Origin of the sequence: Streptomyces sp. NPDC058964, from assembly GCF_042741275.1 — a bacterium.
Taxonomy (GTDB): Bacteria; Actinomycetota; Actinomycetes; order Streptomycetales; family Streptomycetaceae; genus Streptomyces.
Genome location: NZ_JBHYKH010000217.1, coordinates 1 through 14,164 on the forward strand (window position 1 = coordinate 1; position 14,164 = coordinate 14,164).

Genomic DNA, 14,164 nt, shown 5'->3' on the forward strand with positions numbered 1-14,164 from the left:
GGGGCGCGTCGGCGGGGTGGGGGGGGGGGAGGTGGGTGCGGGGCGTCCCCGCCGCTCAGCGCCGCGAGTGCGCTGCCGCCCCCCGCCGTGACCAGAGCCACGGCTGCGGCGACGATGACCGTGGTCCGCCTGCGGCGCGACCTGCGGACCATACTGGGCGCGTCGAAGTCCGGGGAGTCGGCGGAGTTCGCGAAGGCTTTCATGGCGTTCACCAGTTCCTCTTCGAAGGATGTGTGACCGGCGCCCTCGAAGGGTCGTGAGTCGTAGGAGGTCATCGGACTCCTTCCGTGGGCTGCCGTGGTGAGGGGCTGGAGAGTGCGGGGAGCTGGCTTCTGAGCTTGTCGATGCCACGGGCGAGCTGCGAGCGCACGGTGCTCGGCGAAATGTCGAGGTCGGCCGCGATCTCGGCGTCGGAGAGGTCGTGGAAGTAGCGCAGCACCACCACCGTCCGCATTCTCATGGGCAGCTGCTGCAAGGCGCGCACCAACTGGTCGCGGCTGTCGACCTGTCCGTACTCGTCCCCCGGGGCGACCCGGTCGCCACGGTCGGGAACCGTCCTGCGGAACCTGCGCCAGCGGTCGTTGGCCAGGTTCACCATGATCCGCCGTACGTAGGCGTCCGGAGCGTCCGTCACGGCGATCCTCCGCCACTTGCGGCAAGCCCGCTCCAACGTCTCCTGGACCAGGTCCTCGGCCGCCTCCCGGTTCCCGGTCAGCACCAGTGCCCCACGGAACAGGGCACCGGCCCGAGCGGCGACAAAACCCTCGAAGTCCGTCTCCACACGCTCTCCTCCCTTCCTGTCACCCGTCCTCGACGTGCACACGCCCACGCCTGCTGCACGGCCGGGATGAGACATGGGTCACAGCGAACCGTAGGCCGGCGCCGTTCGAGGTTGTCCCGGCCGACGTCGTTCGGCCGCACCTCGGCCGGAAGCGTTCCCCTCGGCTGATCGGCGCGACTCCTGGGCGCAGCGTCCCGGTGGGCGGGGAACATCACCGTCCACCGCTGTCTCCGAGAGTCGTTCTGGAGTGCCGTTCCCACACCACCTTGCGGATGGGCAACTCCACGCTGGTCTTCGGCCGGGTGCTGCATGCGGCTGTAAAGGAGGAGTACGTCGTCGACGACCGCCCCAACTCCGAGAGGCTACGTCCCCTCACCAAACTCGGAGGCGATGAGTGGGGCACCCTTGGCGGCATCATTCACTTGAATCGCATTCCCTACGGGGAACCTGGACCGCGGGACTGACCGGCACCAGGTAGTCGAGTGCGGAGTGCAGGCGCTCGGTGTTGTACCAGCCGACCCACTGCACGACAGTCTTTTCGACCTGGTCAACGTCCCGCCAGGGGCCCCTGGTGCTCGATCACCCGCCGGGGGTGCGCTGCCCGGTGTCTCAGTGGACCCCCGCCCTGGCCGTTTCGCCCACTACCCCCGCACCCTCCGGCCGGGCTTCCTCGCCCCGGCTCGGCTCGACCCCAAGGACCTACTGGTAAACCGTGGTGATGGGTGTTGAGACGCTGGCGCCGCTGTTGGGGGCGGAGTACGAAATGCTCCACAGCGCTGCTGCCTTGTTCGGGTATCCGTACAGATAGCCGCCATTGTCGCAGCCGTAGTTCAGGCGCTGCCCCGCAAGGGTGGAGGTACCGCCGCCGGCGAAGGAACAACGGGCACCGTTGGCCAGGACGACGATGATCGGTTCGATGTCCGGTCCGCCAGGCATGTGATCGTTGTTTCCGGGAAAGCCCTGGGGGACCGACAGTTCGACCATGCGGTCGGGGGCTCCGTCCATGCACAGCGCGCTGGTGTCCTCGGGATTTGAGTCCGGGGAGAAACACGGGTCAAGGATCCGGTCACCGGCAGTGCAGCGCCAGGCGTCCGTACGCATGGTGGATTCGGCGGTCTCGAAGCAGGAGCCGCCGGCCCGGTCGGTGATGGTGATGCCGCTCGCCGGTGTGCCGTCCTGGGCCCAGGGGGTGAGCGTGACCACCTGCGTCTGCGTCGCCTGCACGGGGGAGGCGGTGGCGGTCGGGGTCTGCGGTGGGGTGGAGCCGGTACTGCCGCGGACGGAAGAGCCGGCGGCCGCCGGTCCGGCGGCACGGGCAGAGCGGGCAGTGGCCGCCTGCGGTGGCGGGTTGCCGCGCGTTTGAGCATGGCCAGGATCCAGCGCGAGCCAGGTGCCCGTCGCCGACACGGCAAATACTGCGGCAACGGCTACGGGGAGCCAGGCGCGCCGGCCCGGACGGTGGGTCGCAGGAGCGGGCCAGGCGGGGTCTTCGATGGTCGGGGGGTGCCACTGCTGAGCGATCGGGTTCGGGGCCTCGGTGAGCCGATCGTGGAACGCCAGACCCTGGGTCGACTGCTCGCCGCCGAGCAGTTCGGCTGTCTTCCGCGCGACGGAGGCTGAGGAGGGGCGGCGGGCCGGGTCTTTGGCCAGGCAGGACTCCACCACGCTGACCAACTCGTCGGGGACGCCCGCGAGGTCAGGCTCGCCGTTGAGCACCCGGAAGGCGACGGCTTCGGCGTTGCCGGTGCCGAAGGGATGGCGGCTTGTGGCCGCGAAGGCGAGCAACGCGCCCCAGGCGAACACGTCCCCGGACGGCCCGGAAGTGCCGTCCCGGTAGTACTCGGGACTGAGCCAGCCCGGGGTCCCGGTCAGCATGCCGGTGCGGGTGACCGCAGTGCCATCGGCGACGTGGGCGATGCCGAAGTCCAGCACGCGCGGCCCGTCGGAGGCAATGATCACGTTCGCCGGCTTCAGGTCGCGATGGACCACCCCGGCCGCGTGCACGGCAGCCAGTCCCTCGGCGGTACCTGCGGCGAAAAGACGCAACTGGGCCCCGGCCAGCGGCCCATGTGCCGCCACGTGCTGAGCGAGCGTCAGGCCGGGCACGTAAGCGGTGGCCAGCCACGGCGTCTCCGCCTCGGGATCGGCCTCCAGCAGCGGCACCAGGCACGGGCCCGAAACCCGCCCCAGCACCTGCACCTCGCGGCGGAACCGGGCCCGGAACTGATCATCCGCCGCCTGCCCGGCATGCACGACCTTCACCGCCACCCGCTCGCCCCGGTTCCCCTCCGCGGCGTACACCGTGCCCATCCCACCCGCGCCCAGCACCCCGACCACCCTAAAGCGCCCGATACGCACCGGGTCCGAAGCACGACGAGCAGCGATCGGAGACACGAACAAAACCCCCGCCGAGAGTGATTGTGGACGAGATCTGAACCCTAGCGGGGATCGCCGACGTCATACGCAAGTTGGCATCAGATGAGATCCACCCGCTCCGTGGTCGGGGGTGTTCCTGGGTCTCCCCTGCAGGCCGGGAATCGCGCTGTCTGCCTTGGGCTCCCATCAGACGCATTGACACGCACGCCGCACGCATGCCCTCACCGTCCAACTTACGGACATCGCCCTGCTTCTGAGCGGACGTGCCGGAGCCAAGGGTGTTCATGTGAACGCCGAGCGACAGGTGCTCTCACGACTCACGCATGGAGCCAGGCGGTCGGCCTCAAGCACCTGTCGGCGGGAAGACGGTCAGTTCCCGTCCGGGCCCGACGTTTCCCCGTGTCCCGTCGCACCGGCGGGTTCTGGTACCGCCTTGCGTCGGGCCGCCCTCGCACGCAGTGCGAATGCCAGCGTCCCGCCGCCCAGGGCCGTGCCGAGCAGCAGTGCCATCACCAAGAGCATGGAGTCGTCCCTGCCCTCGCTGCCCCGGACGGCCGATGCCGGCTTCGCGTTCGGCTCGGTGGGCTCGACCGACGGGCCGCCGGTGGCGCGTACTTCGATCGGTACCGAGTCGTTGGACTTCTTCGGGTCGTTCGCGGGCCGCTCAGGATCGTGGAGGGCTTCGAGAAGACCCCTGGCTCCGCGTACATTCCGGTCGATGCGGAACTCGAGGGTCGTCTCCCAGGTGTCGCCCGGCTCCAGAGGGTTCTCAGAGCTGCAGACGTAGACGCGCTCGTCGGCGCGGGAGCACTCCCACTCCCATTCCAGCTCGTTGTCCGGGTCGGGTGGCGGGGTGGGCGCCACGACGGTCAGGCCCTCGGGCACGGTGATGCGCAGACTCGTGCCCGACATCCGGCCCGGTCCGGCGTTGCGCAGGTGGAACGTGGCCTCGGCGGTGCTGCCCGTCGTGCCCTCGATCGCGTCCGCGCGCACCTGTAGGTCGGCGGTCTGCGAGGTGTGGAGCCGGACCTCGCCGAGGGTGAACCTGTCGGTGAAGGCGTCGGCCGGGGTGTCGACGGGACGCACCTCCAGCTCGGGGCCCGTGCCCGGCCGCAAAGCCGGATCGGTGCCGGTCGCGCCCGGATACTCCTCGGCGTTTCCGGTCATGCCCTGGAGGTACGGCTTGTAGTTGAAGGCGCCGTTCACCATCGTGTGCGGCACGGCGACGGAGATGGGCTCGTCGACCTCGTACGCCTGGCCCGGCTCGAGCCGCTGATCGAACCAGCAGTCCGCGAAGGTTGCGCTGCCCTCGAGCCCGTACCGGCAATTGCTGTACTGCGTCGGGAAGGTGACGCGTGAACTGCTGAAATGCACGCCGAAGCCTTCGGCGGGGAATGCGCCGGCGTTGCGCACCTGCGGCTTGAAGCCGAAGTTCGCGCCGGCCGCGTCGCCCTCGCGGGGCTTCTCCTTGCGCGGGCGCAGGTCGGGGCCCTCGATCCATACGTCCGTCTCGAAGACGACGTCCTCGGAGCCGGGAGCGCTGAAGGTGTAGCGGATCGTGCCGTGACTGCCGGGGCGCGCTCCGCGCGCGGCCTCGATGTAGATGGCGTCCGGGTAGTTGTCCTTGCCACGCGTGAGGGTGCCCAGAGCGCAGTTGACAACGTAGGTCGCGCCCATGAAGTGATCTCCGCACTCACGGCGGGTTCGGATTCGGGCGACACCCTCCAGGTCCGAGGCGTCGACCTTCAGCGTCACGTCGGATTGCGTGGCCCGGCCCGAGCCCGGCTGTGGAGCCAGCCAGAGACGGAAGCCGCCGGTGGGGCTGGTCTGGCGCTTGGGCAGGTACGCCGTCTTCGGCACGTGCAACTCGACGGCCGGCTCGTCCGCTTGGGCCGGCGCCGCGGGCACGAGCACGGCACCGAGCAGAACCGCCAGGGCCGCGCCGAGTCGATGTATGCGATACATCTGCTGATCATCTCAGGGACAGGGACGCGCCGAGTCCGGCGTGCAGCGGATATGCCGGGTCCTCAAGGTCTCCCGCTCCGGCTGTTGCCGGTGGATCGCCGGTGCGAAGACCCGCGAAGTACGGCAGGCCGCCGACGAGGCCCTGACCGCGGAGATCCTCGAGGGGGTCGAAGGCCTGAGCGGGCGCGAGGATTCCGGCCCGGCCGGTTCGGTGACCAGGCGGCAGGCGCTCTCGACGGCTATCGCCGCCATGGTGCCGTAGGCATCGAGGTCACGGACGAAGCCGTGGGCGCGGCCCTATCCGGATCGTGAGGCCACGCTGTGAGGGGCCCGGCGCGGTGCTGCCGGACTACCCGAATCATTGAGCCAGCCACACGGCGCTGCCCGGCTGCCGCCGCCCGCCCGTCCCGCGGGTGCGGCCCGGGGACTGCCCACTGCCCTCCCGGCTGCCCGGCACAGCGCCCGGAGATCGAGGATCCGGGAGCATGCGCCCTTGTGCAGATGCACAATCAGGTGAGCCGATCCGGCTGCACCACTCCATCGACCCCGTCGTGACGGCTCACGCACACTGCCGGGAAACCGGGCCGAGCAGGGAGCGCAGCCATGAAGACGTACAGCGGGCACTTCATCGACGGGGAATGGGCGGAGGCGTCGAACACCGACGTGATCGAAGTCGTCAACCCCGCGCACGAGCGTGTGATCGGCTCGGTTCCGGCCGGTACGCCCGAGGACGTCGACAGGGCGGTGCGTGCCGCCTCCCGGGCGTTCGCGGAGTGGTCCCAGGCCTCCCCCGAGGTCCGCGCGGACTACCTGCGGCGTATGCACCGGGTGCTGGAGGAGCGCGCGGAGGAGATCGCGCGGCTGGTGGCGAGCGAGGTCGGTACTCCTGTCCAGGAGAGTCGGGTCCTGCAGTCGGGGTTGCCCGCGTTCACCTTCGGCCAGGCCGCCGAGCTGGCGGCCGGTTTCGACTTCGGACCGGAGGAGGTCGGCAATTCGCATGTCGTCCGTGAGCCCGTCGGAGTCGTCGGCTGCATCACGCCGTGGAACTTTCCGCTGCACCAGGTCTCGCTGAAGGTGGCGCTGGCGCTGGCCGCGGGCTGCACCGTCGTGCTCAAGCCCTCCGAGGTCGCTCCCCTGTCCGCGATGCTCCTTGCGGAGATCGCCGAGTCCGTGGGGCTGCCCGCCGGAGTGCTCAACGTGGTGACCGGATACGGGCCGGTGGTGGGTGAGGCGCTGGTGACCCACGCCGACGTGGCGATGGTCTCGTTCACCGGATCGACCCGGGCCGGCCGGCGGGTGGCGGCACTGGCGGCGGAGACGGTCAAGAAGGTGGCGCTGGAACTCGGCGGCAAGTCGCCCAACATCATTCTGGACGACGCCGACCTGGAGGCCGCGGTGACCGACGGAGTGGCCAAGTGCTACCTCAACGCCGGCCAGACCTGCATCGCTCTCACCCGCATGCTCGTCCCCCGTGACAAGCTCGAAGAGGCCGGCCGGATCGCCGCCGGGGTGGCGCGCGGCTACCGTGTCGGCGACCCGCAGGAGGAGGAGACGCGAATCGGTCCCTTGGTCTCCGACGTCCAGCTCAAGCGTGTACGCGACTACATCGCGACCGGGATCGCCGAGGGCGCCACCCTGCTCACCGGGGGTCCCGACGCGCCGCAGGAAGGGCCCGGCTACTTCGTCGCTCCGACCGTCTTCACCGACGTCACCAACGACATGACCATCGCCCGCGAGGAGATCTTCGGACCTGTGCTGTCGATCCTGCCCTACGACACCGAGGAGGAGGCCGTGGCCATCGCCAACGACACGCCCTACGGCCTCGCCGGCGCCGTGTGGTCGGCCAGCCCCGAACGGGCGCGCGCGGTCGCCGGCCGGATCCGGGCCGGGATGGTCGACGTGAACGGCGGCGCCTTCAACCCCCTTGCCCCGTTCGGCGGTTACAAGCAGTCCGGCGTGGGCCGGGAGGCCGGGCGCCTGGGCTTCGAAGAGTTCCTGGAGACCAAGGCCATCCAGTACTGACCGTTGGGCCGGCTACCGAGAGAGAGGGCACACCATGTACGACTACATCATCGTGGGTGCGGGATCCGCGGGCTGTGCGCTCGCCGCCCGGCTCAGCGAGGACTCCGACGTGCGCGTCCTGCTCATGGAGGCCGGCCCGGCCGACGACGCCCAGGAGATCCACGTTCCGGCCGCGTTCTCGAAGCTGTTCCGGACCAAGTACGACTGGGACTACCTCAGCGAACCCGAGCCCGGCCTCGAAGGCCGACGCCGCTATCTGCCGCGCGGCCGTATGCTCGGCGGCTCCTCTTCGATGAACGCCATGATCTACATCCGCGGCAACCGTCGCGACTACGACTCATGGGCCGCCGCCGGCGCCAAGGGCTGGGGCTGGAACGACGTCCTGCCGTACTTCCTACGGTCGGAGGACCACCACGCCGGCGCCTCCGAATGGCACGGCGCCGGCGGCCCGCTCCCGGTCAACCCCGGGCGCTCCCGCAACCCCCTCATCGACACCTTCCTGGCAGCGGCTCAGCAGGCGGGGCACCCGTTCAACGCCGACTTCAACGGCCCTGAGCAGGACGGCGTCGGGTACTACGAGCTCACCCAGCGCGGCGGTCTGCGGTGCAGCACGGCCGCCGCCTACCTGCGGCCCGCCATCGCACGCCCCAACCTGTCCGTGCTCACCGGGGTGCAGTGCACCCGCGTACTCCTCGACGGCGAACGAGCCGTCGGTGTCGAGGTGGACCGGGACGGAGCGACGCAGGAACTTCGGTGCGAACGGGAGGTCGTCCTCTCCGCGGGCGCCTACAACTCGCCCCAGCTGCTCATGCTCTCGGGCATCGGCGTCGCCGACGAGCTCGCGGCCCTCGGCATCACCCCCAAGGTGAACCTGCCGGTCGGCGAGAACCTCCAGGACCACCCGCACCTGGCCGTCGTCCATCTCACCGACACCGAATCCCTGCTCACCGCGGAGACCTCCGAGAACCTGCGGCTGCTGGAAACCGAAGGCCGCGGCCCCCTCACCTCGAACGTCGGTGAGGGCGGCGGGTTCTTCCGCACCGCCGGCGGTCTGGACGCCCCGGACGTGCAGATCCACGCAGTGCCGGCAATGTTCCACCAGGAGGGGCTGGGAGCGGCCACCGACCACGCCTTCCACATCGGCGCGGTGCTGCTCGCGCCCACCAGCCGCGGAAAGGTCACGCTGCGCTCGCCGATGCCCAGCGCCAAGCCGCGCATCCTGCACAACTACCTGTCCACCGCGGAGGACCGGGCCACAGCGGTACAGGCGCTGCGGCTGGTACTGAACATCGTCGGACAGCCCGCCCTGCGCAAGCACCGCCGGGCCGACTTCCTGACGCCGCCGTCCGACAGCGACGCCGACCTCCTGGCATACGCGCGGCGCGAGCTGCAGACCCTGTACCACCCGACGAGCACCTGCGCGATCGGCCCGGTGGTCGACCACGAGCTGCGCGTGCACGGTGTGGCGGGGCTGCGGGTGGTCGATGCCTCGGTCATGCCGACCGTCGTCCGGGGCAACACCAACGCGCCGACGATCATGATCGCGGAACGGGCGGCGGATCTCATCCGCGGCACGGTACCCGCCGACGTCTGACGCGGACGGATTGTTGACGTGGGCGGACTGTCGCCACAACCACCTCGTGTGGCTACTCTGCCAGTGGCCGGCTCCGGGCCACTGGCCCGTCGTAGTGGGACAGCCGGCGCGGCGGTCCCGCCGACCTCACTACGGGAGCCCGAATGACTGTCACCCCTCCGTACAGCGGCGTAGGCGACAGCGGCGTGGACGACGGCCTGCGCAGGCTGGTCGACGTGCTGCTGCCCGGGATCGACCGTTTCGCCGACCTGCTCACGGACAGGATCACGGAGGAGGAGGACGCCTATCGCAACCACGGCCACGTGAAGCACGACCAGCTGCGCACGTCCTGCGCCGACAACCTGCACTCCATGGTCACCCAGCTGGGCCGGGACGATCTTGACCTGCGCGTGCCGCACGACACCGGCCGTTTCAAGGCCGAGCACGGGGTGCCGCTGTCCGCGGTGACACACGCCTACCGGGTTGCCGGACGGTTCCTGTGGGAATGCGTCCTGACCGAGGCAGGGGAAAACGTCACCCGAGAGATGCCGCACGTCGCCACCGCGATCTGGTCGGTCAGCGACACCTTCACCGACGCGGTGGCCGTGGCCTACCGCGAAACCATGTCCCAAAGGGCCCACCGTGACCGGCAGGTCAAGAGCCTGCTGCTGGCCGCGCTGCTCGGCGGCAGGCTGGATGAGGGCACCCACCTGTGGGAGTGCGCCGACGCGCTGCGGCTGCCGCAGAGCGGAGTCTTCGCCGTGGTCAGTGCCGAGACCGCGCCCCAGGACAGTCCGGCGGACGAGGACGCCCTGCACGACGTGGAGGGCGCACTGCGAGCCCTCGGCGTCTGGTCGGTCTGGCGCCAGGAGGACGACGCGCAGGTGGGGCTGCTCTCGCTCCGGTCGCCCGGAAGCCTTGCCCAGGCCGTGGAACTCCTCCGGGGGCGCAGCATCGGGCGGGTGGGCGTGAGCACCCTCTTCCACGGTCTGGAGCAGGCGCCCGGCGCCTTCCGTCAGGCCCGGCTCGCCTGTGCCTGCGTCGAGCCGGGCGCCCGCGAGGTGGCGTCCTACGGTGACTCACCGGTCCGCCTGATGGTGGTGAGCGCCCCCGACTCGGCCCAGCACGCGGTGCGCAAAGTGCTCGGCCCAGTCCTCGAACTCCCCCAGCACGAAAGGGAGCTGCTGCTGGAGACGCTGACCTGGTGGTTCGCATCGGGCGGATCCGCCACCGAGACCGCGGCCCGGATGTACTGCCACCGCAACACCGTGACGTACCGTCTGCGGCGCGTGCAGGAACTCACGGGACACTCACCCACCGACCCGGTGGGGGCGAGCGAGATCCACCTCGCTCTGGAGGCGCACCGCCTGCTGACGGGCCCCCTACCCGCCGGCTCGGCCGGTTCCTGACACGGATGCCGCGCGGAGCGCACCGTGCGCGGCCGACCCGGTGCACGCCCGCACCCTCTTCGCTCGCGTCCCCTTGGCGAGAGCTGCAGAACCGGGCCGCGAACGGGCAGGTCATCGTCGACCTCGACACCCGGCTCATGATCGCGGCAGCCCGTGCCGGGCGTCACCGCGGACGCCCCCGCCCAGCGCTCGTCCGGGCTCAGCCGGCACTGCCCGGGCGTGACCGTGCTCGGCGAGGACCGCCGGCAACGGCGCCGCCGAAGACCGTCTCGTGCAGCACCTCGTCACGGGCCTCGGCACCGCGTCCGACGACTGGCCGGGGACACCACAGTGCCGCGACGACACGACAACAGCCGCGAGGACAGGCCCGAGCTGCCGGCTGTGGCTCCACGGACGCCCGCGGCCGTGAACGGTCCAGCAGCCCGGCCACCGGCAACCGGGGTTCCGTCGTGTCCGCGGGCATCCGCCCGACGCGAAGCACCAAGGCCGAGCCGCGGCGGAGGCGGCCCTGGCCGGCTGTCACCGGTGAGGACACGAACCCGCTTCGAGCAGCTCGCCGGCGGCGCGCTCGACGTCGGCCTCGGACACGAGCACCAGCTCCGCCGCCTTCCCCAGCGGGACGAAGCTGTCCATGCTGGCGACCCGTCGGATCGCACCGGTGAATCCGGCATCGACCAGGGCCGTGACGACTCCCTCGGACACGCCTCCCGTACGGCGGGTCTCGTCGACCACGAGGACTCGTCCCGTCGCACGAGCCTCCCGCAGCAGGTCCTCGACCGGCAGGGGTGCCAGCCAGCGCAGGTCGACGACTCTGCACGCGATGCCCTGTTGTTCCAGTCGGCGTGCGGCCCGAAGCGAGATGCGCAGGCCGTTGCCGAACGTCACGAGGGTCAGGTCCGCGCCCGTGCCGTAGGTGCGTGCCCGGCCGATCGGTACGTGCTCAGCGGGTGGCGGGTATGCGGCGAGCCAGGCGTCGTCCCCCTCCGTGTGAAGATCTCGCGTGTGATAGAGCGCGATCGGCTCGAGGAAGGCGCTGACCGTTCCGTCCGCCTTCCCGGCGGCTACACACGTGCGCAGCATGGCGGCGGCGTCGTCGGGGCGCGACGGGGATGCGATGACGAGACCGGGAATGTCACGCAGGACGCCCAGCGCGTTGTCGTTGTGGAAGTGACCGCCGAACCCGCGCTGGTAGCCGTAGCCGGCGATGCGGACCACGAGGGGGTTGCGGTACCGGCCCTGGGAGAAGAACTGAAGCGTGGCTGCCTCGCCGCGCAGTTGGTCCTCGGCGTTGTGCAGGTAGGCGAGGTACTGGATCTCTGCCACCGGCAGCAGCCCGGACAGCCCCGCCCCGAGTGCGAGGCCGAGGATGGCCTGCTCGTCGAGCAGGGTGTCGAAGACCCGAGCGGTGCCAAAACGCCGCTGCAGTCCGCGGGTCAGTCCGTACACCCCGCCCTTGCGGCCCACGTCCTCGCCGAAGACGACCATCTCGGGATAGCTGTCGAGCAGGTCGGCAAGTGTGTGGTTGATGGCCTGGGCCACGGTGACCGGCTCGCCCACCGGCACGGTGGGTGGGTCGCCCGTACGGCGTGCCGCAGCCGCCACGAGGTCGGGACGGCGGGGCGCGATGGGGGCGGCGATCTCCGTCGCGGTGGTCAGGGGCTCGCTTTCGAGGGCCTCCTTGGCCACGGCGAACACCCATCCGCCCACCTCGTCGTACCGGTCGAGAACCTGCTGGTGGGTGAGAACGCCGGCCGCTGTGAGCAGTCGGGCGGTGGCCAACAGCGGGTCGCGTCGCAGATCCGCGGCGACTTCGGAAGGCAGCCGGTAGGCGGCTTCGGCGTCCGAGCCCGCATGGCCGAGGAAGCGCACCATCGACAGGTGCAGGAACGCGGGTTGCCGGAGCTTGCGTACATGGGTCACCGCCTCGCACGCGGTGTCGAAGACGGCTGACGGATCACACCCGTCCGCGGCGAAGTAGGCGAGACCGGGCCTGTTGCCGTAGGCGCGCCGCACCCAGTCGTGCGGTGTCGGCACGCTGATCCCGAGGCCGTTGTCCTCGCAGACGAACAGCACTGGCATCGGGAGACCTTGGTAGGCCGCATGGCAGGCGCTGTTGATGGCGCCCGCCGCCGTGGAGTGGTTGGCCGACGCATCACCGAAGGAACAGCAGACGACGGCATCGGCGGCCCAGGCGCACTCTGTCCCGAGCCGCTTGGCGCGGGCGATGCTCCATGCCACCCCGACTGCCCGGGGCAGGTGGGAGGAGATGGTGGACGTCTGCGGGATGACGGCCAGTTCCCGACGCCCGTACACCTTGTGCCGCCCGCCGGCGATCGGCTCGTCGGCCCCGGCGGCCACACCCAGCAGCATGTCCCTGACCGCATCGACGCCCCCGGCCTGCCGGGCGCGGGCGCAGTAGAAGGCACCGGACCGATAGTGCAGCAACGCCGGGTCGGTGGGGCGCAACGCGAGGGCGAGCGCGGCGTTGCCTTCGTGCCCGCTCGATCCGATGGTGTAGTAGCCACGGCCCTGCTGCTGCATCCAGCGCGCGGCGGCGTCGGCGTGCCGGCTCTCCAGCTGGGCGTCGAACAGGTCCAGCGCGGTACGGGTGTCCAGTCCGCCGCCGAGCAGCCGGACCGCCGCGTCCGTGCTTCCGGTGGATGCCCCGGGACCGGCAGCCGGGGCAGGAGACCGGATAGCCGCCACGGCCTCGCGGAAGTGCCGGTCCAACTCCTCGACGCCGCTCACAGGCGGAAGGACATGTCGGGTTCGAGCACGGCCACGTCCATCTGCGCCTTCTGCAGACGTCCGGAGTGGTCCCAGTTCATCGACTGCCAGCGGGTGAACTGGTCGAGCACCCACTGCCCGGACTGGCGACTGCCGTTGCCCGACTTGCCATTGCCTCCGAACGGCAGGTGCGCCTCGGCTCCGGAGGTGGTGTTGTTGACGCTGACCATGCCCGCGGAAATGCCGCGCCGGAACGTCCACACCTCGTGCGGATCGGTGGTGTAGATCGCGGCGGACAGCCCGTAGCCGTGGGCGTTTGCCAGCTCGAGGGCCTCGTCGAAGTCCCGGTAGGTGGTCACTCCGACGATGGGGCCGAAGGTCTCGGTGAGGAACAGATCGTCGTCACGGCGCACTCCGTCGACGATCACCGGGTGGTAGAACATGCCCGCCTCAGGGTTCCCGACGAAGCCCTTGCGCGGATTGTCCGCCGTGATCCGCCCGATGCCGTCGGAGCCGTACGTGCGGTGGTGATCCTTGATCCACCCGAGGAAGGTCTCGTAGCGCTGCGCGAACCGCGCGTCGAGCATCGGACCGTAGAGGACGTCCTCGAACGCGTCTCCGATCCGGGCGGCGCGACTCGCAGCGTCGAAGCGGGCGAGGAAGTCCTCGTGCACCGACTCGTGCACGACGAGCGTCCCGAGGGAGGTGCAACGCTGACCCGCGGTGCCGAATCCGGAGAACAACGCCCCCTCGACCGCCAGGTCGAGGTCTGCGCTCGGGGTGACCACCTGGGGGTTCTTGCCGCCCAGTTCCAGGCAGGGGGTCTGCAGGTGGCTTCCGCACAGGGCTCCGATCTTCTGGCCGACGAGCGTGGACCCTGTGAAGCCGACCTTGTCGACCAGCCCGGCCTCGAGGGAGCCGGCCAGACCGGTGTACGTCTGCTCCCCATCGGCGAGTACAAGGTTGACTACCCCGTCGGGGAGGCCGCCGCCGTGCACGAACAGCTCGAAGAGAGCCTTGGCGCTCGCGGCGGCGTACTCGGCGGGCTTCCACACCACCGTGTTGCCGGTCACGAGCGCCGGCACGAGGTACCAGGCCGGCACGGCCACCGGGAAGTTGCCCGCGGTGATCACCGCCACCGCGCCGACGGGGTTGCGGAAGGTGAACAGCTGCTTGTCGGGCATCTCGGAGGGCACCGTCTGCCCGTACAGCCGGCGGCCCTCGCCCAGGAAGAAGTCGCAGGTGTCGATGATCTCTTGTACCTAGCCGCGAGACAGTCCCACAGGGTGTGCCCAGTATGCGCTCACACAA

General features: G+C 70.4%; 9 protein-coding genes and 2 pseudogenes. 4 read left to right on the forward strand and 7 right to left on the reverse strand.

Annotation, left to right across the window (positions count from 1 at the left end; genetic code table 11):
- From ACFW2E_RS24900 to ACFW2E_RS24920, 5 genes and pseudogenes are all read right to left on the reverse strand, one after another.
- Nucleotides 1-275: pseudogene (locus ACFW2E_RS24900) on the reverse strand (hypothetical protein); the annotation flags it as partial.
- Nucleotides 272-781 carry a SigE family RNA polymerase sigma factor gene (locus tag ACFW2E_RS24905; protein WP_384469294.1) on the reverse strand — a complete coding sequence of 170 codons (510 nt, stop codon included), beginning with the start codon at nt 779-781 and terminating at the stop codon, nt 272-274. The pseudogene ACFW2E_RS24900 and the gene ACFW2E_RS24905, both read right to left, overlap by 4 nt.
- Before the next feature lie 414 nt (nt 782-1,195).
- Nucleotides 1,196-1,333: pseudogene (locus ACFW2E_RS24910) on the reverse strand (integrase core domain-containing protein); the annotation flags it as partial.
- A 147-nt stretch (nt 1,334-1,480) separates the two neighbouring features.
- Nucleotides 1,481-3,175, reverse strand: coding sequence for a serine/threonine-protein kinase (locus ACFW2E_RS24915; RefSeq protein WP_384469295.1), 1,695 nt, complete (start codon nt 3,173-3,175; stop codon nt 1,481-1,483).
- Between the two features lie 351 nt (nt 3,176-3,526).
- Nucleotides 3,527-5,122 carry a hypothetical protein gene (locus tag ACFW2E_RS24920; protein ID WP_384469296.1) on the reverse strand — a complete coding sequence of 532 codons (1,596 nt, stop codon included), beginning with the start codon at nt 5,120-5,122 and terminating at the stop codon, nt 3,527-3,529.
- 40 nt (nt 5,123-5,162) lie between these two features.
- Between ACFW2E_RS24920 and ACFW2E_RS24925 the strand changes: the two genes are divergently transcribed.
- From ACFW2E_RS24925 to ACFW2E_RS24940, 4 genes are all read left to right on the forward strand, one after another.
- Nucleotides 5,163-5,384 carry a hypothetical protein gene (locus tag ACFW2E_RS24925; RefSeq protein ID WP_384469297.1) on the forward strand — a complete coding sequence of 74 codons (222 nt, stop codon included), beginning with the start codon at nt 5,163-5,165 and terminating at the stop codon, nt 5,382-5,384.
- A gap of 341 nt (nt 5,385-5,725) precedes the next feature.
- The gene (locus ACFW2E_RS24930) at nt 5,726-7,144 is read left to right on the forward strand and encodes an aldehyde dehydrogenase family protein (protein ID WP_384469298.1); all 1,419 of its coding nucleotides are present in this window, start codon (nt 5,726-5,728) and stop codon (nt 7,142-7,144) included.
- A 34-nt stretch (nt 7,145-7,178) separates the two neighbouring features.
- A complete protein-coding gene (locus tag ACFW2E_RS24935; protein WP_384469299.1) occupies nt 7,179-8,738 on the forward strand; it encodes a GMC family oxidoreductase in 1,560 nt (519 codons plus the stop codon).
- Nucleotides 8,739-8,881: 143 nt separating this feature from the next.
- Nucleotides 8,882-10,126, forward strand: coding sequence for a PucR family transcriptional regulator (locus tag ACFW2E_RS24940; protein ID WP_384469300.1), 1,245 nt, complete (start codon nt 8,882-8,884; stop codon nt 10,124-10,126).
- 519 nt (nt 10,127-10,645) lie between these two features.
- Here the strand turns inward: ACFW2E_RS24940 and ACFW2E_RS24945 are convergent.
- Complete coding sequence (locus ACFW2E_RS24945; protein WP_384469301.1) at nt 10,646-12,874, reverse strand: thiamine pyrophosphate-dependent enzyme; 2,229 nt, start codon at nt 12,872-12,874, stop codon at nt 10,646-10,648.
- Entirely contained in the window at nt 12,871-14,106 is a 1,236-nt protein-coding gene (locus ACFW2E_RS24950; protein WP_384469302.1) for an aldehyde dehydrogenase family protein, read from the reverse strand. Before ACFW2E_RS24950 ends, ACFW2E_RS24945 begins: the two co-directional genes overlap by 4 nt.
- Between the last annotated feature and the right edge of the window lie 58 nt (nt 14,107-14,164).